15 protein-coding genes are annotated in these 20,985 nt (G+C 68.3%); 7 read left to right on the forward strand and 8 right to left on the reverse strand.

Translation table 11 applies throughout. The features are described from left to right. Positions 1 to 100: 100 nt before the first annotated feature. Entirely contained in the window at positions 101 to 1,507 is a 1,407-nt protein-coding gene (gene argH / locus J0J10_RS06385) for an argininosuccinate lyase (RefSeq protein WP_291645759.1), read from the reverse strand. A gap of 30 nt (positions 1,508 to 1,537) precedes the next feature. On the opposite strand from argH, the gene tlpA reads away from it, so the two are divergent. Next, positions 1,538 to 2,164 carry a thiol:disulfide interchange protein TlpA gene (gene tlpA, locus J0J10_RS06390; protein WP_291645760.1) on the forward strand — a complete coding sequence of 209 codons (627 nt, stop codon included), beginning with the start codon at positions 1,538 to 1,540 and terminating at the stop codon, positions 2,162 to 2,164. A 43-nt stretch (positions 2,165 to 2,207) separates the two neighbouring features. On the opposite strand, the gene J0J10_RS06395 is transcribed toward tlpA, so the two are convergent. After that, positions 2,208 to 4,274 (reverse strand): mechanosensitive ion channel domain-containing protein, encoded by a 2,067-nt coding sequence (locus tag J0J10_RS06395; protein WP_291637669.1) that lies wholly within the window; start codon positions 4,272 to 4,274, stop codon positions 2,208 to 2,210. A 349-nt stretch (positions 4,275 to 4,623) separates the two neighbouring features. Here J0J10_RS06395 and J0J10_RS06400 point away from each other — a divergent pair, with 349 nt between their 5' ends. Next, the gene (locus J0J10_RS06400) at positions 4,624 to 6,369 is read left to right on the forward strand and encodes a carbamoyltransferase family protein (RefSeq protein WP_291645761.1); all 1,746 of its coding nucleotides are present in this window, start codon (positions 4,624 to 4,626) and stop codon (positions 6,367 to 6,369) included. A gap of 99 nt (positions 6,370 to 6,468) precedes the next feature. On the opposite strand, the gene grxD is transcribed toward J0J10_RS06400, so the two are convergent. From grxD to J0J10_RS06430, 6 genes are all read right to left on the reverse strand, one after another. Continuing rightward, positions 6,469 to 6,804 (reverse strand): Grx4 family monothiol glutaredoxin, encoded by a 336-nt coding sequence (grxD, locus tag J0J10_RS06405; protein ID WP_291637666.1) that lies wholly within the window; start codon positions 6,802 to 6,804, stop codon positions 6,469 to 6,471. A gap of 47 nt (positions 6,805 to 6,851) precedes the next feature. After that, positions 6,852 to 7,088, reverse strand: a complete 237-nt coding sequence (locus J0J10_RS06410) for a BolA family protein (protein ID WP_291637664.1) — start codon at positions 7,086 to 7,088, stop codon at positions 6,852 to 6,854. 14 nt (positions 7,089 to 7,102) lie between these two features. Next, entirely contained in the window at positions 7,103 to 9,313 is a 2,211-nt protein-coding gene (purL, locus tag J0J10_RS06415) for a phosphoribosylformylglycinamidine synthase subunit PurL (RefSeq protein ID WP_291637662.1), read from the reverse strand. Between the two features lie 95 nt (positions 9,314 to 9,408). After that, entirely contained in the window at positions 9,409 to 9,846 is a 438-nt protein-coding gene (locus J0J10_RS06420) for an acyl-CoA thioesterase (protein WP_291645762.1), read from the reverse strand. Continuing rightward, complete coding sequence (locus J0J10_RS06425) at positions 9,843 to 10,730, reverse strand: methyltransferase domain-containing protein (protein WP_291645763.1); 888 nt, start codon at positions 10,728 to 10,730, stop codon at positions 9,843 to 9,845. Before J0J10_RS06425 ends, J0J10_RS06420 begins: the two co-directional genes overlap by 4 nt. A 16-nt stretch (positions 10,731 to 10,746) precedes the next feature. Next, positions 10,747 to 12,603 carry a M3 family oligoendopeptidase gene (locus tag J0J10_RS06430; protein WP_291645764.1) on the reverse strand — a complete coding sequence of 619 codons (1,857 nt, stop codon included), beginning with the start codon at positions 12,601 to 12,603 and terminating at the stop codon, positions 10,747 to 10,749. Between the two features lie 220 nt (positions 12,604 to 12,823). Between J0J10_RS06430 and J0J10_RS06435 the strand changes: the two genes are divergently transcribed. The 5 genes from J0J10_RS06435 to J0J10_RS06455 all read left to right on the forward strand — a co-directional run bounded on the left by J0J10_RS06435 (position 12,824) and on the right by J0J10_RS06455 (position 20,984). Next, entirely contained in the window at positions 12,824 to 14,080 is a 1,257-nt protein-coding gene (locus tag J0J10_RS06435; RefSeq protein ID WP_291645765.1) for a GGDEF domain-containing protein, read from the forward strand. 106 nt (positions 14,081 to 14,186) lie between these two features. Further along, positions 14,187 to 15,755: a sigma-54-dependent transcriptional regulator gene (locus tag J0J10_RS06440; protein ID WP_291645766.1), complete on the forward strand. Its 1,569-nt coding sequence runs from the start codon at positions 14,187 to 14,189 to the stop codon at positions 15,753 to 15,755. A gap of 60 nt (positions 15,756 to 15,815) precedes the next feature. Next, positions 15,816 to 17,720: a L,D-transpeptidase family protein gene (locus tag J0J10_RS06445; RefSeq protein ID WP_291645767.1), complete on the forward strand. Its 1,905-nt coding sequence runs from the start codon at positions 15,816 to 15,818 to the stop codon at positions 17,718 to 17,720. 223 nt (positions 17,721 to 17,943) lie between these two features. Continuing rightward, complete coding sequence (locus tag J0J10_RS06450) at positions 17,944 to 19,677, forward strand: peptidoglycan L,D-endopeptidase MepK (RefSeq protein ID WP_291645768.1); 1,734 nt, start codon at positions 17,944 to 17,946, stop codon at positions 19,675 to 19,677. Between the two features lie 140 nt (positions 19,678 to 19,817). Continuing rightward, a complete protein-coding gene (locus J0J10_RS06455; protein ID WP_291645769.1) occupies positions 19,818 to 20,984 on the forward strand; it encodes an efflux RND transporter periplasmic adaptor subunit in 1,167 nt (388 codons plus the stop codon). Position 20,985 lies beyond the last annotated feature (1 nt).

Genomic DNA, 20,985 nt, shown 5'->3' on the forward strand with positions numbered 1-20,985 from the left:
GCAGTGTAGCGAATGGCGCCGCGGCTTGCGAGCCTCGGCGGCGTCATTCTCGGGCGCGGCGCAGCGCCGGCCCGAGAAAATGGGGCGGTAGAGGCTCGGGTCAAGCCCGGGACTGACGGCCGGCATCCCTGGCGAGCAGCTTCAGCCAGCGCTTGGCCTGCCGCTTCACATTGGCGGGCGCGGTGCCGCCATAGCTGACCCTGCTCTTCACCGACTGCTCGACACCGAGCACCGCGAAGACCGCCTCGGTGATCGTCGGCTCGACCTGCTGCATCTCGGCCAGCGAGAGCTTCTCCAACCCGACGCCACGCTCCGAGGCCAGGCCGACGAGGCGCCCGGTGACATGGTGCGCGTCGCGGAACGGCATCTTGAGGACGCGCACCAGCCAGTCGGCGAGATCGGTCGCGGTGGCGTAGCCGAGGCCGGCCGCCTTCTTCATCACCTTGAGGTCCGGCTGCATGTCGCGGACCATTCCGGTGGTCGCGGCCAGACAGAGCGACAGGGTCTGCACCGCGTCGAAGGTGCCTTCCTTGTCCTCCTGCATGTCCTTCGAATAGGTCAGCGGCAAGCCCTTCATCATCGTCAGCAGAGCCTGCAGCGCGCCGAAGATGCGCCCGGCCTTGCCGCGCACCAGCTCGGCCGCGTCCGGATTGCGCTTCTGCGGCATGATCGAGGAGCCGGTCGAGAACTTGTCGGAGAGCTTGACGAAGCCGAATTGCGGCGTCGCCCAGAGCACGATCTCCTCGGCGAAGCGCGACAGATGCATCGCGCAGATCGAGGCGGCCGACAGGGTCTCCAGCACGAAATCGCGGTCCGAGACCGAATCGAGCGAATTCGCCGTCGGGCGGGCGAAGCCGAGCGCCTCCGCCGTCATGTGCCGGTCGATCGGGAAGGAGGTGCCGGCGAGCGCGGCGGCGCCGAGCGGGCATTCGTTCATGCGCTCGCGGGCATCCCTGAGCCGGCTGCGGTCGCGCGCCAGCATCTCGACATAGGCGAGCAGATGATGGCCGAAGGTGACGGGCTGCGCCGATTGCAGATGGGTGAAGCCCGGCATCACCGCCCCCGCATAGGCCTCGGCCTTCTCGGCGAGGGCGAGCTGGAGATCGGCGACCTGCTCGTCGAGCTGGTCGAGCGCGTCGCGCACCCAGAGCCGCATATCGGTCGCGACCTGGTCGTTGCGCGAGCGGGCGGTGTGCAGGCGCCCGGCGGCGAGGCCGATCTGCTCGCGCAGATTGCCCTCGATGTTCATGTGGATGTCCTCGAGCGCACGCGAGAACGTGAAGCGCCCGGCCTCGATCTCGGCCTCGATGCCCTTGAGTCCCTTGGTGATGACGTCCACGTCGTCCTGCGTCAGGATCCCCGTCGCGGCCAGCATGGCCGCATGCGCGAGCGAGCCCCTGATGTCCTGCCGCCACAGACGCTGGTCGAAATCGATGGAGGCGTTGATCTCCTCCATGATGGCGTCTGGACCTGTGGCGAAACGCCCACCCCACATGCGGTTGCTCACGGCGATCTTTCCTGCTCTTGAGGACGCACGATGACGTCTCGTTCGAAAATGGCGGTGGCCCTCGGCGCGCTGGTTCTGGTCGCGCTCGGCGGCGTGGCCGCCTTCTACTCCGGGCAGGACGGAGCCGGCAATTCCACTTGCAGCGCCGCGACGACGAAGCTCGCCCAGCTGCGACCGCTGGTGAAGGGCGAAATCGCCGCCATCCAGGTGCCGCAAAAGTCGACGCCCGTGCCCGATCTCGCCTTCAACGGCCCGGACGGCAAGCCGACCAGCCTCTCGGCGATGCGCGGGCGGACCGTGCTGGTCAATCTCTGGGCGACCTGGTGCCCGCCCTGCCTGCTCGAAATGCCGGCGCTGGCCAAGCTCCAGAAGACGCTCGGCGGTCCGGATTTCGAGGTCGTCACCGTCAATATCGACACGCGCAACCTCGACAAGCCGAAGGAGTGGCTGGCGAAGAAGGACATCGCCGGTCTCGCCTATTACGCCGACCCCGAAGCCAAGGTCTTCCAGGACCTGCGCGCCGCCAAGAAGGCGGAGGGCATGCCGGTGAGCCTCCTGGTCGATCCGCAGGGCTGCGAGCTCGCGACATTGCAGGGGCCCGCCGAATGGGCCGGCACCGAAGCCCTCGCCCTGATCCGGACGGCGCTCGGCCGCTGAGCCGAGCTTTCGCCGCCCCGGCCGGAACCTCTGCCCGCGACGCCTATGGCTTGCCCGCCGACGCTCCGGCGAGCGCGAGCTGGCCCGAAAGGTTGAGCGGCGGCGCCGCGCCCGCCTTGTCGGCGCCCATATAGAGCGTCAGATGCGGGAACGGGATTTCGATGCCGCGGCGGTCGAAGACCTCCTTGAGCAGCTCGTTATAGGCGCGCCCGGCCGCCCATTGCGCGCCCGGCAAGGTCTTGATCCGCGCCCGCACGGTGATGGCGGAATCGCCGAAAGCGGTAATGCCCTGCATCTCGAGCGGCCCGATGATCCGCTCGCCATGCTCGCTCGCCTGCAGGCTGGCGAAGGCCTCCGCCATCGCCTCCTTCACCTCGGGGATGCTCTCGCGATAGGCGACCCCCATTTCGGCGACGTGGAAGGAGAAGCCCTTCATCATGTTCGAGACTTGATCGACCGAAGAGAACGGGATCAGGTGCAGCGTGCCGTCGAGCGAGCGGACCGAGACCGAACGAATGGTCAGGCGCTCGACCACGCCGGACTTGCCGCCGACCTCGACGACATCGCCCTCGTTCATGACGTTCTCGAACTGGATGAAGACGCCGGTGATGATGTCCTGCACGAATTTCTGCGCACCGAAGCCGATCGCCAGGCCCAGCACCCCGGCGCCGGCCAGCAATGGCGCGATGTTCAGGCCGAGCTGCCCCAGCGCGAGCATGAGGACGAGGACCGCGAGCGCCGTGGTGAAGGCATTGCGGAACAGGGCAAGCAGGGTCTTTTCGCGGGCGGTCGGGACCGTCCCGAAATCGGGATTGAGCCGATATTCGACCCAGGACAGCATCGCGACATAGATGCCCATGCCGACGAGGACGATCAGCGCCGCCGCGATCACCGAACCGGTCAGCCTCTGGCCGGACGCGCTCGCCAGCCATCCCGCAAAATCGAGCAGCTGCCAGGCCTGCGCGACGGCGAGAAGAACACCGAGGACGACCAGGGTCCTGACGATCTGCAGCACCCGCGGCGTGAAGGCCTGAAGCCGCGGCTCGAGCAGCGGCAGGCGCAGGCGGATATCCTCGGGCAGGCGAACGCCGACATTGGCCAGCCGCGAGACGAAGGCGACCACCAGCCCGCCGATCAGCGCGACGACCAAGGACTGGACCGTCGCAGCCATGACGAACGGCAAGGCACGCGCCGGGTTGACCAGCCAGACGAGGAAGATGCCGACGAGATAGGTGATGACAAGGATGTGCCAGTAGCGCCCGAAGACGTGGCCGGCGCGGGCCAGCAGGTCGCGCCGGCCGGCCTCCATCCGCGCGAACAGCCGGCGGCGCACGCTGTGCCGGTTCTGCAGGATGATGATGATCGTGATCACCAGGGCCGTCAGCGTCACCAGGACCTTGAGTGCCTGCGCCGCGGCGGCCGGGAGGTAGAGCGCCATGACCGGTGCCGCGAACAGGAATGTGTAGCCCATCAGCGAAACCAGCCGCGCCAGCCAGAAATACCAGTACGCCGCCATCGTATCGTCGAGCCGCAGGACGCGCAGTCCCGGATGGCGTGGCTCGAGCACGGCCCGCATCGCCACCTTGACGAATTCGATCACCAGAAAGGCGTTGAGCAGCAGGGTCTGGTCCAGCGTCATGCGGCGGGTTGCGCCGCCGACAAGCTGGAGGGCGATCAGATAGCCCGCCCCCCAGGCGAGGGCGACGCCCGCCAGATCCAGGATCCCCGCGCCGATGAGCGCGGCCAGCCGGGGCGCCCAGGATGCCCGCTCGACCCGCCTCGCCAGGCTGCCCTGCACCGCCTCGACGGCGAACCTGACGACCAGAAAGCTGGCGAACAGCCCCGCCGCGACCAGCGCCAGTGCCAGCCCGGCATCGCGCAGGCGCACCATGTCGAGCCCTGAATCGCCCGAAAACACCGACCCGATCTGCCGCGCCGCCTGCAGCGCTGCCGAGACCGCCTCGGCGCTCTGCTCGGCCACCGCTCTGGTGTATTCCGCGACACGTTGCGCCAGCCCTGCCTCGCTCGGCTGCGCCGGTGCCGCCTGCCCCGGCGGACGTTGCCGCAGGCGCTGGAGCAGATCCGCGCGCAGCTTGTCGTCCTCGAGCACGCGCACGAGATCGTCGAGCGACGCAGCCCCGCGCTCAACCGTCGAATCAGAAGTAGAACTAGAATTGCCAGGGACAATACCTTGAGCAAGGCAGATATTAGAAAATACAGAAAAAATAAAAGATAGAAAAAATAGAAATTTCGACATCAAAAAGGACCTGCGGGCGAATTTTGGGAGACGCGCAGCCTAGGCGCATCATATGTCCAGTCAACGAAAATAAAATTATACAAACAAATACAATACGATAACGGAAAATTCGTGAAAATCAACTCGCAAGGAGCGCTGGCGCGTCGCAATCTCGACATCCCTCATGTTAGAGTATCGGCCACCCCATCACTTGCCCGAGTACATGACCTACACGATCGGCCTCGCCACCACCTTCCACGACCCCGCCATCGCCATCGTCGGCCCGGATGGCGAGGTCGTCTTCGCGGAAGCGGCCGAGCGCTATCTCCAGTACAAGCGCGCCCCCAATTGCGAGCCGGACACCACGGCGCGGATGGACTCTCTGCTCAGGCGCTACATTCCGCGCGGTGCCGAGATCCGCCTCGCCACCAGCTGGGGCGCCGAGTTCACCGACTTCCTGGCACAGATGGACCGCAGCGGCGCCTTCACGCTCGATGCCCTGCTCAAGCTCTCGCCGGGTTTCAACCGCTCGATGGTGCCGGCGCGCTCCGAGCGGGCCTTCATCGCCTCGCTCCATCTCGCCCAGCAGCGCGCCGGGATCGGCACGCTGATCGGGCTCGACCGCGCCTTCGGCGAGGCCAGGATCATCGGCCTCGCGCGCTATGGCCACCATCTCAGCCATGCGGCCTATGCCTGCTGGTCCTCGCCCTTCCGCGACGCCGCCTGCCTGGTGGTCGACGGCATGGGCGAAACCGGCGCTTCGGCGATCTTTGCGTTGAGGGACGGCGAGATCACCGAGCTCAGGCGCCATAGCGGCCGTGCCTCGATCGGCTTCTATTTCGGCTTCGTCACGGACCTCGCCGGCTTCGATCAGGCCAAGGGCGAGGAATGGAAGATCATGGGGCTCGCCCCCTATGGCCGGCAGGACCCGGAATTGCTGACGCTGCTCCGCCGGCTCTACCGGATCGAGGGCACCAAGCTCTCCTTCGCCGACGCCGCGACGGTCAGGGAGGTCGGCGCCGAGATCCTCGCCCGCCGTCCGGCCGATGCGCTCGACAAGGGCTGGGCCGATCTCGCCCGCTGCGGCCAGGACGTCTTCGCCGAGATGATGACGGCGCTGTTGGCCGAGACCGCGGCGCTCTGCCCTTCCGAGAACCTCGTCCTCGCCGGCGGCTGCGCCCTGAACTCTTCTTTCAACGGCAAGATCTGCAACGACAAGATCGCGGGCCGCCACGGTTTCGCCCGTGTCCATGTGCCCTCGGCGCCAGCCGATGACGGCAATGCGCTCGGTGCCGCCTGGCTCGCCTATGCCGAAGCCAATCCCGGCTGGCGCCCGCCGGCGGGACCGCTGAGCCCCTATCTTGGCTCGACCGTCTCGACCGAGCCGTTCGAGCGGATGGCTGCCTGGGAGCCGCGGCTGCGCAAGCTCGCGGCCGATGAGATCGCGCCCGCGACCGCAAGCCTGCTCGCCGAAGGCAAGCTCGTCGGCTGGGTCCAGGGCCGCGCCGAATTCGGCCCGCGCGCCCTCGGCAACCGCTCGATCCTCGCCGATCCGCGCCCGGCGAACGCCAAGGACCTGCTCAACGCCAAGGTGAAGTATCGCGAGGCCTTCCGGCCCTTCGCCCCGTCGATCCTAGCCGAACATGGCCCCGACTGGTTCGAGGACTACCAGGACTCGCCCTATATGGAACGCACTCTAAGCTGGAAGGAAGCGGTCCGCGCCCGCGTCCCGGCCGTCGTCCATGAGGACGGCACCGGCCGGCTGCAGAGCGTCACGGCGCAGCGCAATCCGCGCTATCACGCGCTGATCTCGGCCTTCCACGATCTGACCAGGGTGCCGGTGATCCTCAACACCTCCTTCAACATCATGGGCAAGCCGATCCTGCATACGAGCGAGGATGCGATCCTGATGTTCTACACCTCGGGCCTCGACGCGCTGGTCGTCGAGGACTGGCTGCTGGTGAAGTGAGCCTCCGACGTGGCATCGGTAGACCGCCACCCGGCGCCAAATGCAAAAGGGCGGCGCCGGATGCGCCGCCCTCTCGAAGGCTTCGACAAATTGAGAGCGTCAGCTCGCCTGCTTGACGGTGATGCCCTTCTCCGCCAGCAGCGTCTGCAGCTCGCCGGCCTGGAACATCTCGCGGGCGATGTCGCAGCCGCCGACGAACTCGCCCTTGACGTAGAGCTGCGGGATCGTCGGCCAGTTCGAATAGGCCTTGATGCCCTCGCGGATCTCCTGATCCTCGAGCACGTTGACGCCCTTGAACGGCACGCCGACGTAATTGAGGATCTGCACCACCTGGCCGGAGAAGCCGCACATCGGGAATTGCGGCGTGCCCTTCATGAAGAGCACGACGTCCTCGGACTTCACCTCGGCGTCGATGCGGGCATTGATGTCGGTCATGTCCTGATCTCCTGGGGCGGGTTCAAGGCCCGCTGGATGCATTCGTTCTAATTCTGGGGAACCGCCGTCGTCAGCGCAAGGGCGTGCAACACGCCGCCCATGCGGCCTTGCAGCGCGGCATAGACCATCTGGTGCTGCTGCACCCGGGACTTGCCCTTGAAGGCCGCCGAGGTCACCGTCGCGGCGTAGTGATCGCCGTCGCCGGCGAGGTCCTTGATCTCGACCACCGCATCGGGCAGCGCCGCCTTGATCATGTTCTCGATTTCGTGGGCGTCCATCGCCATGTCTTTAGGTCTCCTCAGGCAGCCTTGCCGGCCATGTAGTCCGGCAGCCAGCTCTCATGCGCCTTGCGCAGAGCCACGATCGAAACGGCGGCCTCGCCCGGCAGGGCAAGATCGGCGCCGCCGGTCTGCCCGATCAGCTGCGCCGGAACGCCCGCCGCTTTTGCCTCGGCGATGAGCGCCTCTGCGGCACCGGCCGGCACCGTGACGAGATAGCGACCCTGATCCTCGCCGAACAGCACCGCATGGGCGGGACCAGCCGGCAGGGCCGCGACCTTGGCGCCGACGCCCTTCGCCATCGCCATCTCGGCGAGCGCGACCGCAAGTCCGCCATCCGAGAGGTCATGGCAGGCGCTGACGCGGCCGGCCGTGACCAGCGGGCGGACGAAATCGCCATTGCGCCGCTCGATGGCAAGATCGACCGGCGGCGGCGCGCCCTCTTCGCGGCCGCAGATCGTCGCGAGATAGGCGCTCTGGCCGAGCCAGCCATTGGTCTCGCCGATCAGGATGATCGCCTCGCCCTCGGCCTTGAAGCCGACGGTCGCATGCTTGGTCACATCGGCGAGGACGCCGACGCCGCCGATCGTCGGGGTCGGCAGGATCGAGACGCCATTGGTCTCGTTGTAGAGCGAGACATTGCCGGAGACGACCGGGAAATCGAGCGCCCGGCAGGCCTCGCCGATGCCCTTGATGCAGCCGACGAGCTGGCCCATCACCTCGGGCCGCTCGGGATTGCCGAAGTTGAGATTATCGGTGACGGCGAGCGGCAGGGCGCCGACCGCAGTCAGATTGCGCCAGGCCTCGGCGACGGCCTGCTTGCCGCCCTCGAACGGGTCGGCCTCGCAATAGCGCGGCGTCACATCGGCGGTCATCGCGAGGCCCTTCGGCCCGTCCTCGACCCGCACGATGCCGGCGTCGCCACCCGGCGTCACCGCCGAATTGCCGAGGATCAGCGTGTCGTATTGCTCCCAGATCCAGCGCTTCGAGCAGAGATCGGGCGAACCGACCAGCTTGAGCAGGGCTTCGGCATTCGCCATCGGCTGGGCAACGCTAGCCGCATCGACCACCGGCCGCTTCGGCGTCTCGATCCACGGCCGATCATATTCCGGCGCCTCGTCGCCGAGCTCCTTGATCGGCAGGTCGGCCATCGTCTCACCCTGGTGCTTGACGACGAAGCGCAGCGTGTCGGTGGTCTTGCCGACGACGGCGAAGTCGAGGCCCCATTTGCGGAAGATCGCCTCGGCCGGCTCCTCGTGACCCGGCTTGATCACCATGAGCATGCGCTCCTGGCTTTCCGAGAGCATCATCTCATAGGCGCTCATCCGCTCCTCGCGGCAGGGCACGGAATCGAGGTCGAGTTCGACGCCGAGATCACCCTTGGCGCCCATCTCGACGGCCGAGCAGGTCAGGCCGGCTGCGCCCATGTCCTGGATCGCGTCGACATGGCCGGCGGCCATGATCTCGAGGCAGGCTTCCAGCAGCAGCTTCTCGGCGAAGGGGTCTCCGACCTGCACGGTCGGGCGCTTCTCCTCGGCGCCCTCGTCGAAGGCGGCAGAAGCCATGGTCGCGCCATGGATGCCGTCGCGCCCGGTCTTCGAGCCGAGATAGACGATCGCCTTACCGACGCCGGACGCCTTGGCGTAGAAGATCTCGTCGGCACGTGCGAGGCCGACCGCCATGGCGTTGACCAGGATGTTGCCGTCATAGCGGCGATGGAAACCGGTGGCGCCGCCGACATTCGGCACGCCGAAGGAGTTGCCGTAGCCGCCGATGCCGGCGACGACGCCGGAGACCAGATGGCGGGTCTTCGGATGCGACGGGTCACCGAAGCGCAACGCGTCGAGCACCGCGATCGGACGCGCGCCCATGGTGAAGACGTCGCGCAGGATGCCGCCGACGCCGGTGGTCGCGCCCTGATAGGGCTCGATGAAGGACGGGTGGTTGTGGCTCTCCATCTTGAAGACCACGGCGAGCCCGTCGCCGATGTCGATCACGCCGGCGTTCTCACCCGGGCCCTGGATCACCCAGGGCGCCTTGGTCGGCAGCGTCTTCAGATGGATCTTCGAGGATTTGTACGAGCAGTGCTCGTTCCACATCGCCGAGACGATGCCGAGCTCGGTGATCGTCGGCTCGCGCCCGATCAGATGCAGGAAGCGCTGGTACTCGTCGGGCTTGAGCCCGTGCTCGGCGACCAACTGGGGGGTGATCTTGATGTCGTTGGGAATCACGCGACCTGTTCCTGACGGACGGGGCGAGCGGAGCGCTCATTCAGGGCGGGGCATAGCCCGAAGCCGGCGGAGAAACAACTTTTCCGGGCCAGATTTCAGATGCTCAGTCCCGCCAGCGCCGCACGCAGCCCTTCCGGGATCGGCACCGGCTTCTGCGCGGCGCGCTCGACATAGACATGGGTGAACAGGCCCTGCGCCGCCGTCTCCTGCGCACCTTCGCGGAAGATGCCGAGACGGTAGGTCACCGAGGAGCGGCCGAGCCTTTCGACCGCGAGCGCACCCTCGACCGTCTCGGGGAAGGCGACGCTCTCGAAATAGTCGCAGCGCGTGCCGACCACGAGGCCGACGACCGGGCTCTCCTTCACGTCGAGGAAGCCCTGCTCGATCAGCCAGGCGTTCACCACCGTGTCGAACCAGTTGTAGTAGACGACATTGTTGACGTGGCCGAAGACGTCATTATCGGCCCAGCGCGTCGGGATCGTGCGGAACAGCCGGAAACCGGCCCGCTTCAGTCGTACCGGCTTGTCGCTCATCCCTGCCCCTCTCCGCCCGGCTTCTCGCCGGTGCCGACCTCCGTCACGCCGAGCGCATCCGCCAGCCGCGCCTTGGCCGAACCCGGCCGGAGCGGCTTCTGCTGGCTCTCATGCGGCGCCCACCCCGAGAGCCAGACGATCTCGAAACTCGCCCGCAGCCTGCCATCCGGATCGGCAAAGCGCTTGGCATACAGCTCGGCGGCACGCAGCAGCACGGCCCGCCGCAGCGGCTTGCGGCTGCGCTCCAGCAGCGTATTGGCCCAGCCCATGGCGCGCAGGTCGCGCAGCAGGCCGAACAGATCGCCATAGCGCACGGTGACGAGCTCGCTGTCGACGACCGGCAGGGCGAAGCCGGCCCGCTGCAACAGGCTGCCGAGATCGCGCAGATCGGCGAAGGGCGCGACCCGCGGGCTCGCCCCGCCGCTCACCTCGACCTCGGCGGCGAGCAGTGCCTGGCGCAGTTCGGTCAGGCTCTGCCCGGCGAGCAGGCAGCCGATGAACAGCCCGTCGGGCCGAAGGCTGCGCCTGATCTGGAGCAGCGCGCCGGGCAGGTCGTTGACCGCATGCAGGGCGAGCAGCGAGGCGGAGAGGTCGAGCGAGGCGGCGGCGAAGGGCAGCGCCTCGAGATCGCCGACGATGTCGGCGCCAGCGCCGGCCGCCTCCGCCAGCCGCAGCACCCCGTCCGCCTTCTCCCGCAGCACCGGCGCCGCCAGCGGCAGGGCCGAGCCGAGATCGGCGGCGACCGCGAAGCGCCGCAGCACCGCAGAAAGCCGCTCCGCGAGATCATCGGCGCAGCGCGCCAGCAGGAAATCGGGATAGCCGCCCGCGAGCGCCGCCGCGAGGCGACGCCGATAGAGCGCGCGGTCGAAGACCTGGGAGCTCACCTGCGCACCCCCTCGCTTATTCCATGCCCTCGAGCTCGATGATCAGCCCCTCGATCATGTTGAGGCCGATCTGCCAGAAGGCCGGATCGCGGGCGTCGAGGCCGAACGGCTTGAGCAGTTCGGAATGATGCTTGGTGCCGCCGGCCGAGAGCAACGCGAAATAGCGCTGCTGAAAGCCCTCCGCCGAGTTCTGGTAGACGCCGTAGAGCGAGTTCACCAGGCAATCGCCGAACGCATAGGCGTAGACGTAGAAGGGCGAGTGGATGAAGTGCGGGATATAGGCCCAGAACGTCTCGTAGCCCGGGCCGAGCCTGATCGCGGGACCGAGGCTCTCCGACTGCACGCTCATCCACAGTTCGCAGAGATTTTCCGCCGTCAGCTCGCCCGAGCGGCGGGCTTCGTGGACCTTCCGCTCGAAGGAGTAGAAGGCGATCTGGCGCACGACCGTGTTGATCATGTCCTCGACCTTGGCGGCGAGCATCGCCTTGCGCTGCTTGGCGTCGACCGTCTCGTTGAGCAGCTTGCGGAAGGTCAGCATCTCCCCGAAGACGCTCGCCGTCTCGGCCAGCGTCAGCGGCGTCGGCGCCATCAGCGCGCCGTTCGGCCCGGCCAGCACCTGGTGCACGCCATGGCCGAGCTCATGGGCGAGGGTCATCACGTCTCGCGGCTTGCCCTGATAGTTGACCAGAACATAGGGGTGCGCGGAGGGCACGGTGGGATGGGCAAAGGCGCCCGGCGCCTTGCCGGGCCGCGCCGGCGCGTCGATCCAGCGCTCGTCGAAGAAGCGGCGGGCGATGCCGGCCATCTCCGGCGAGAAATCGCCATAGGCGGACAGCACGGTATCGCGCGCCTCGGTCCACGGAATCGTGCGCTGGTCGACCTTGGGCAGCGGCGCGTTGCGGTCCCAGTAGTCGAGCGCCTCGCGCCCGAACCAGCGTGCCTTCAGCTTGTAGTAGCGGTGCGACAGGCGCGGATAGGCCTCGCGTACCGCCGCCACCAGCGCATCGACCACATCGCGCTCGACCCGGTTCGCCAGATGCCGTGAATCGGCGACATCCTCGAACTTGCGCCAGCGGTCGGAGATCTCCTTGTCCTTGGCGAGCGTGTTGGTGATCAGCCCGAAGGTCCGCAGATGCTGACGGAAAACCGTGCCGAGCGCCTCGGCCGCTTCCTTGCGCACCGCCCCGTCGGCATCCTGCAGCCGGTTCAGCGTCAGTTCGAGCGTCAGCTCCTCCCCGCCGGCCTTGAAGCGCAGCGAGGCGATGGTCTCGTCGAAGAGCCGGTTCCAGGCGCCGTGGCCGGTCACCGATTTCTCGTGGAACAGCTCCTCGATCCGGTCCTCGAGCTGGTGCGGCTTGTCCTTGGCCAGGTCCTCGATCCACGGCTTCCAGTGGCTGAGCGGCGCCTGCGCGGCAGCCTTGGCCAGCACGGCTTCGTCGATCCGGTTGAGCTCCAGCCCGAAGAACAGCAGCTCGGTCGAGATCGCCGTCACCTTGTCCTGCGTATCGCCATAGAACTTGGCGCGCTGCGGATCGGTGGTGTCGCCGGAATAGACCAGGCCGGCATAGGACATGATCTTGCCGACGAGATCCTCGAGCTTCTCATAGGCTGCGACCGCCTCGGCCAGCACGGTGCTGGCATCGGCGCGCTCGGCCAGCGCGGCGAGCTTGCCGCGGTAGAGCGCCGCAAAGCTGCGCGCCTCGGCCAGGGCCAGCTCCAGATCGGCGGCGAAGGCAGGCGAATCCATCGCCGGATAGAGATGCGTCAAATCCCATTCCGGCAGGATGCCGAGCGCCGTGGCGGCCTTGGAGGCGCCGGCCTCGGCGCTCCGCGCGACATTGGCGGCGGTCGTCCCGGCGAAGGCTGTCGTCATGTCAAAGGCACCTTTCTGGCGAAACCGTTCCCTCCCATATGCGCGGACAAGACCGCGCGATCAACGTTGCGCAGCGCCGCATTCGCGCGCCGCCTCGCTCCAGCCGCCTGTGCATGCAGGGCATTCGCGCGAACTGAAGACGTTGACTTTCCGTAAGGGCTGCCACTACCCAGGGTCGAGACCGGCCTCTGCGAGCGCGCGCCGACCGCGGAATGGTGGAATGGACCACGCATATCTTCTGACCGCGATTCTGCCCGTCATTGCCGCAGTGCTCTGCGCGACCCTTTATTCCCTCTGGCTGAAGCAAAGGGAGCACCGGCATGTGCTCAACTGGTCCTTGGCCTATGCCTGCGCTGTCCTCGGCTCCGCGATCAGCCTGGCGCGCCTCATCACCGAGAACGCCGCGCCCTTCTCCCTGATCGCCAACGCCTTTCTGGTCGGTGTCGCCTTCTTCGCGGCGCGCGGCGCCCTGCTTCTGCATGGCGGCAGGCCGGCCGACCGCGTCACCTTGCCGATCCTGCTCGCCACCGTCCTCGCCGGAATCTGGTTCGGCCTCGTGAGCCCGAGCGTCTTCTGGCGCGGTACCATCGCCAGCATCGGAGCCGCCCTGATCTTCCTGATCGCAGCGCGCGCGATCGCGCGAGCCCCGGACCGCGACAGGATCGACCGGTTGACCGGCCTGGTCTTCGTGCTGACGGCCGCCCTCCTCGTCGCCCGTCCCGCCCTCGCCTTCGCGCTGGAGGGGCCGATCGAGAGCGAGGCGGAAGTGACGAGCGCCTTCTGGGGCGTAAGCTTCCGGATTTTCGCCATGCTGAGCTGGTGCGCCATGGCCGCCCTCTTCCTGCTCAGGGCGACGAGCGACTTGATGGCCGAGGCGACCGCGCAGTCGCTGACCGACCCGCTCACCGGCATCGGCAATCGCCGCGGCTTCTTCACCGCCGCCGAAACCGCGCTGGCCACGGTCGATCCGCAGGAGCCAGCGGCGCTCCTGCTCTGCGATATCGACGCCTTCAAGCAGGTCAATGACAGCTACGGCCATGCCACCGGCGATCTCGTCATCCAGGAACTCGCGAAAGTCCTGAGCGAGGCGGTCGAGGGAACCGGCGCCGTTCTCGGCCGCCTTGGCGGCGAGGAGTTCGTCGTCCTCCTGCCGGCGACGCCGCTCGAACCGGCCGTCACGGTGGCTGAGGCGATCCGTGCGGGCTATGCGCGGCGCTCGCGCGCCATCGCTCCTTTGCAGGGCCCGGTCACCGTCAGCATCGGCGTCGCCGAGACGGCCGGCGAGGAGGAGCTGGAAGCCGTGATCGAGCGTGCCGACGCCGCGCTCTACCGGGCCAAGCGCAAGGGCCGCGACCGGGTCGAGGTCGCCGGCCTTGCGGAAGGCACACCGGAAGTGCCGCAGCGTGGCACCTCGCATAGCCGCCGCTACAGGCGCGCCTTCACCGCACCTGAAGCACGGACCCGCACGCGCCCCTGAGCACGAACGGTGTCGCTGTCTTAATCACGGCTTAACCCTTCTGGCCGAGATTGCCCCGAAACGGAACAGCGCTTCCGCCTGCAAGCCCCTGGCCGATCGAGGGTCCATGTCCGCCACCGTCCTCGTCGTCGACGATGATCCCGTTCAGCGCCGGCTGCTCGACGCGATGCTCAAGCGCTTCGGCCATGACGTCCTGACGGCAGAGGGCGGCGAGCAGGCGCTCGCTCTGCTCGGCGACGAATCGCAGCATATCGACTGCCTGGTGCTCGACCTCGTCATGCCCGGCCGCGATGGCATGGCGGTGCTCGCCGCGCTGCGCGAGCGCGGCATCGCGACGCCGGTGATCGTCCAGACCGCCAACGGATCGATCGAGACCGTGGTTTCCGCGATGCGGGCGGGCGCGGTCGACTTCGTGGTCAAGCCGGTCGGAGCCGAGCGCCTGCAGGTCTCGCTCAAGAACGCGCTCAAGCTCGGCGCGCTCGAGCATGAGATCCGCTACATGAAGCGGCGCTCCGCCGGCCAGCTCGGCTTCCGCGACCTCGCCAGCAAGAGCCCGGATATGAGCCGGGTCGTGCAGCTCGCCGAGCGCGCCGCCAAGTCGAACATCCCGGTCCTCGTCGAAGGCGAATCCGGCGTCGGCAAGGAGGTCCTCGCCCGCGCCATCCAGGGCTCCAGCGACCGCCGCGGCAAGCCCTTCGTCACCGTCAATTGCGGAGCGATCCCGCACAACCTCGTCGAATCCATCCTCTTCGGCCACGAGAAGGGCGCCTTCACCGGTGCCACCGAGCGCCATGTCGGCAAATTCGTCGAGGCCAATGGCGGCACGCTCTTCCTCGACGAGGTCGGCGAATTGCCACTCGATGCCCAGGTCAAGCTGCTGCGCGCCATCCAGGAGGGCGAGGTCGACCCGGTCGGCGGCAAGAAATCGGTGCGCATCGACATCCGCATCATCTCGGCGACCAACAAGAGCCTGCTCGATCAGGTCAAGCGCGGCGAGTTCCGCGAGGACTTGTATTACCGCCTCAACGTCTTCCCCATCACCCTGCCGCCGCTGCGCCAGCGCCGCGAGGATGTCGCCGACCTCGCCCGCGGCTTCCTCGCCCGCTTCTCCGCCGAAGAGGGCAAGAAGCTGCGCGGCATCAGCAGCGAGGCGCTCGGACTGCTTAGCCGCTACGACTGGCCGGGCAATGTCCGCCAGCTCGAGAACGCCATGTTCCGCGCCGTGGTCCTTGCCGATGGCGACGAACTGACCATCGCCGAGTTCCCGCAGATCGCCGCGCAGATGGAGGGCTTCGACGTCCGCATCCCGCCGGCCCCGCCGCCCCTTTCCGGCGCGCGCCAGGAGGATGCGCCGCCGCGCATCGTCCAGGTGCCGGTGCGCGATCCCAACGCGCTCGACCTCGTCGCCGGCTCCGACATGCGCAGCCTCGACGAGCTCGAACGCGAGATCATCAAATTCGCGCTCGCCCATTATCGCGGCCACATGTCCGAGATCTCGCGCAAGCTCGGCATCGGCCGCTCGACGCTCTATCGCAAGCTCAAGGATTACGGGCTGATCGAAGGCGAGACCGGTCCGACCGGAGTGGACGCCGCCGAGCCGGAACCGGACCGAGCGCCGCGGCCGGCGGAACCGGCTTCGGACAGAATGGCCGCCGCTGTTGCAGGGCGGCACTAGTCGAAACAGGCTGCCTCACGCAGGTATCGGCGTGGATCGGCAGCGATTCGGGGACACAGCATGCGCCGTCGCCTTCTGGCGGAATCCGCCTCCGCCGCTATCCTGGCTCTCGCGCTCGGCATCGCCGGCGCGTTCGCGCAGGAAGCGCCGCACGAGGCCGCCGCGCCGCGCCTGCCGCTGCCGGAACTGCCGGCGCCACTGGTGATGCTGCCGGAAGCGGCCCCGCTCAAGCTCGACATTCCCGCCCCGCCCGAGCTGGTGCTCGACCTGCGAACCGGCCCCGCCGAAGAGCAGCCTGAGCTCGCCGCCCCGCTCGATGCGACCGAGCTCGTCACCGGAGCGATCTCGGTGACGCCGCAGCCTGAGGACCGCATATTCCTGCTCGAAATTCCGGCTCCCGAGCTGCCGCCGGTCGATCCCGCATTGACCGCCAGGCCGGCGCCGGAGGCGCCCTCCCCGGCCGCGCTCCCGGCGCAGATCGAGATCGCTCCGCCGGCATTGCCCGAAGTCGTGTTGTCGCTGCCGAGCGCGCTCGAGCTCGCCGCCCACATCGCCCAGCGTGCCGAGGATGGTCTCGCCGTACCGCGCCTCGCCCAGCGTGAGCGCGCCGACATCCTCGCCGCCTACGCTGCCAACGAGAACCGGCCGTTCTGGATCGAGGGCAAGGGCTGGAGCCCCGCCGGCAAGCAGCTCGTCGCCCAGCTCGCCCGCGCCGGCCAGGACGGGTTGCGCCCCGCCGACTATGCCGTGCCGGCTTTCGAGGCCAGCGACAAAAACGGCCTCGCCGAGGCCGATGTCAGGCTCTCGGCCCTCGCCGTGCTCTATGCCCGCGACGCGCGCGGCGGCCGCATCGATCCACGCCGCCTCTCGAAGATGCTGACCCCGGAGCTCGACCTGCCCTCGGCCACCGAGGTGCTGTCGGAGCTCGCCGGCGCCGCCGACCCGGGCGCGGTGCTCGCCGCGTACAACCCGCAGCACGAGGGCTATCGCCGGCTCAAGGCCAAGCTCGCCACGCTGCGCTCCGACGACGAGGATGTGCCTTCGGTGCGCATCCCTGCCGGGCCGCCGCTGCGGCTCGGCATGCGCGACCAGCGCGTGCCGCTGGTCCGCGCCCGCCTCGGCCTCGGCGCCAGCGAAGAACCGGTCTTCGACCGCTCGACCGCGACCGCGCTCGCCGAATTTCAGAAGCAGGCCGGGCTGCGCGCCGACGGCGTGCTCAGCAACCAGACGCTCGCCGCGCTCGGCTCGCCGCCCGCCGCCCGCCTGGAAAACGACATCATCGCCCAGATGGAGCGCTGGCGCTGGCTGCCCGCCGATCTCGGTGCCAGCCATGTCATGGTCAACGTCCCCGAGTTCCGGATGCGCATGGTCCATGACGGCAAGCCCGTGCACGATACCCGCGTCATCGTCGGCAAGCCGCAGAGCGCGACGCCGATCTTCTCGCACAAGATGGAATATGTCGTCGTCAATCCGTCCTGGTACGTGCCGCCCTCGATCCTGAAGAAGGAATTCCTGCCCGGGCTCAAGGCCGATCCCGACTATGCCGCCAAGCGCGGCTATGTCGTCACCCGCCGCGGCAATTCGATCTCGGTGCGCCAGCCCCCCGGCGAGCGCAACGCGCTCGGCTGGATCAAGTTCATGTTCCCGAACGACCATGCCGTCTATCTGCACGACACGCCGAACCGCCGCCTCTTCGCCGGCAACAAGCGCGCGCTCAGCCATGGTTGCGTGCGCGTCGAGAACCCGTTCGCGCTCGCCGATCTCGTGCTCGGCCCGGAATGGACGAACGAACGGCTGAAGCGCCTGATCGGCTCCGGCGAGCGCACGATCAGATTGCCGCAGCCGCTGCCGATCCATCTGGTCTACAACACGCTGGTGGTGAACGAGGCCGGCGCGATCACGACCTTTGAGGATCTCTACGGCTTCCACCGGCTCGTCCGCACCGCGCTCGAGCGGCTCTCCTGAGGCCAGATTGCGGCGGCGGCACGGTTTCGCCATGATCTGTGGGTAGCCAGCTGCGGACTTGCCGAAAATCCGGCGGGATGGTTGTGCCGCCGGTAACCTCCCGTTAAGCCTTCTCGGCAACTGTTCCTTCACGTTTACCGCACCGGCTCGCCGGCGCTTCGAGACGGGTCAGGTGAGAGTGAGCTGGTCGAAAGCCGAGACGACGAGACGGCTGACGCGCCCCATGCGGCGCCTCGCGCATACCGGTGCGCTCGTCGCGACCAGCGTGGTCGTCTTGTGCATTGGGGTCCGCGGCACGCAGGATGCCGTCGCCAACGGCGATACCCGCACCATCACCATCAAGCACATGCATACCAAGGAGGAGACGACCGTCACCTTCAGGCGTGACGGCCGCTACGATTCCGCAGCGCTCGAGAAGCTGAACTGGGCGATGCGCGACTGGCGCACCGACGAGCCGATCCGGATGGACCCGCGCCTGTTCGATCTCGCCTGGGAAGTGCATCGCAAGGTCGGCTCCGAAGAGCCCTTCCACGTCGTGTCCGCCTATCGCTCGCCCGGCACCAACTCGATGCTGCGCCGGCGCTCACGCGGGGTCGCCAAGTCCAGCCAGCACATGGTCGGCAAGGCGATGGACTTCTACCTGCCGGACACGCCGACCGCGAAGATCCGGGAGGTCGGCATGCGGCTGCAACGCGGCGGCGTCGGCTTCTATCCCGGCGCCCATACCCCGTTCATCCATCTCGACGCCGGCTCGGTGCGCTCCTGGCCACGCATGACCCGCGACCAGCTGGTGCGTCTGTTCCCGGACGAGAAGACCGTGCATCTGCCGGCCGACGGCAAGCCCCTCGGCGGCTACGAGGTCGCCAAGGCCGAGATTCTCTCCAGTGGCGGCTCGGTGATGGGCTATGCCGCCACAGATTTCGACGAGGGCGCGATCATCGCTTCCGGCCGCGGCGGGAAGGGCTTCTGGGCAGCGCTCTTCGGCGGCGACGACGAGGAGGCGGATGCCCGCCCGAGCCGCGGCCGCGCCGCGGCCCGCCGCGCACCGACGCCGCAACCCACCGTCATGGCCTATGCCGGCGACAGCAACAGTGGCGATGGCGGCCGTTTCGCGGTCTTCAATGCCCAGCCCGCCCAGACCGAGCCGACCGGCCGCGCCCTGATGCGCGAGCGCTCGAACCGCGCCACGGCACCGGCTCCCGCAGCGCCCGCTGCCGCACCGGCCGAGACTCAGCTCGCCGCCCTTGCGCCACCGCCGGCCGAGCCGCCCAAGCCCAGCGCGATCGCGACCGCATTGCCGGTCGCGCGACCGGCCAGCCTGACGCTGCCGCCGCCGCCCGCCGGCTCGCCGCAACTCGCCGCATTGGCCGCCGAGGCCTCGGCATTGCCCTTGCCGCAGACCGAGCAGAAGCTGATTCTCGCCTCGCTGCCGCCGCGCCGCCCCGGCGACCTGCCGCCCCCCGTGATCGAGGCTGTCGTGGCCGGCCGGCCTGTCGCGGCGCCCTTGCCACCGATCCGCCCGGTCGTTCTCGCGAACCTCGCCCCGGAGCCCGCTCGCGCCGAGGCCGAGGACGCGGCTCCTGCCGGTGCTCGCCTGGTCAATGTCTCGCATCCACCGCCGCCGATCCGTCCGCGTGCGCCGGGCGAAGCGCCGCGACGCGTCGCCGAAGGCGCGGCGGCCGAGACGCGGACGCCGATGGCCGCCGAATACGATGCCGATCGCTCCGGTCTGGATTCGCTGTTCGCCGCCGTCGCCCAGCCGGCGGCCGCGCCGCGCCGCGCCGGCGTCGCCACCGCCAAGGCGAAGGTGACCGATCCTGCCGCCAGGGGGTGGGTCGCGGGGCCAAGCCCGGCGGCCGCGCTCGGCTTCAGCAACGCCGCCCCCAGCGACCTCAAGACCAGCGGCTTCAGCGGCCCCGCCGTCCGCGCCCTGCCGACGACCTTCGTCCAGAACTGACCTGCCGACGGGCCGACGCTGCGACAGCGCCCGTCATGATCTTGTAGGCGTAGCGCTGCATCAATAAAACGCGCACAGTGCCGTCGCGTCATGATACGCGTCATGGCAGGATACGGACGATGCCTACGGGAGTCATGGAAATGCGCGCTCAACTTGCGGAAAGTCCGGCTCGCCGGTCGCGGAATGGAGCGACCTTCCTGCTCGTCGCCGGCCTCGCCCTGCTCGGCCCCTCCTGGCCCGCACTCGCCCAGCCGGCTCAACCCGCCCAGCCGGCGGCCATCCCGGTCGGCACCACCCCGGCGCAGAAGCGCCCGATCGAGCGCACCGCCGATTTCGTCGGCCGCATCGAGGCGATCAACCGGGTCGAGATCAGGGCCCGCGTCACCGGTTTCCTGGAAGCCGTCCTGTTCCGCGACGGTGACAGCGTCAAGGAAGGCGCCCCGCTGTTCCGCATCGAGAGAGCGCCGTTCGAGGCGGCCGTGCAGCAGGCGCAGGGCACGCTCGAGAGCGCCGAGGGGACGCTGCAGAACGCCACCACCCAGCGCCAGCGTGCCGAGGACCTGCTGCGGACCAATGCCGGCTCGGTCGCGGTACGCGACCAGCGCGTCGCCGAGGAGACCGCTGCGAAGGGCTCGACCACCACCGCCGCCGCCAATCTGAAGACCGCGGAGATCAATCTCGGCTACACCGAGATCACCTCGCCCATCGCCGGCCGGATCGGCCGTACCAAGCTGACCAAGGGCAATGTCGTCTCGCCGGACAGCGGCGCGCTGGCCCTGATCGTCAGCGAAGACCCGATGTATGTGAACTTCCCGGTCAGTCAGCGCGAATTCGTCACCTTCGGCCATAATCGCGTCGATGCCGGCGCGACCGGACCAAAGGTCACCCTGCGCTTTTCAGACGGCTCGACCTATGACCAGCAGGGCACGATCGACTTCGTCGACGTCTCGGTCGACCGCTCCACCGACACCGTCCTGGTCCGCGCCGTCGTGCCCAATCCGAAAGGCCGGCTGATCGACGGGACCCTGGTCAATGTCGCCGTCCATGCCGACAAGCCCGTGGACAAGGTCCTGGTGCCCCAGGCGGCGCTGATCGCCGACCAGCAAGGCGCTTACGTCTTCGTGGTCGAGGGCGGCAAGGCTGTGGTCAAGCGCCTGCAGATCGGCGCCGAGGCCGGCGCCTATGTCGTGGTCGACAAGGGGCTGAATGGCGGCGAGCAGGTCGTGGTCGAGGGGCTTCAGGGCCTGCGGCCCGGCACACCGGTTCTCGCCTCCCCCGTCGCAGCACCGCCGGCCGGCCGGAGCTGAG

The sequence above is a fragment of the Allobosea sp. genome, from assembly GCF_017308075.1.
Classification (GTDB): domain Bacteria; phylum Pseudomonadota; class Alphaproteobacteria; order Rhizobiales; family Beijerinckiaceae; genus Allobosea.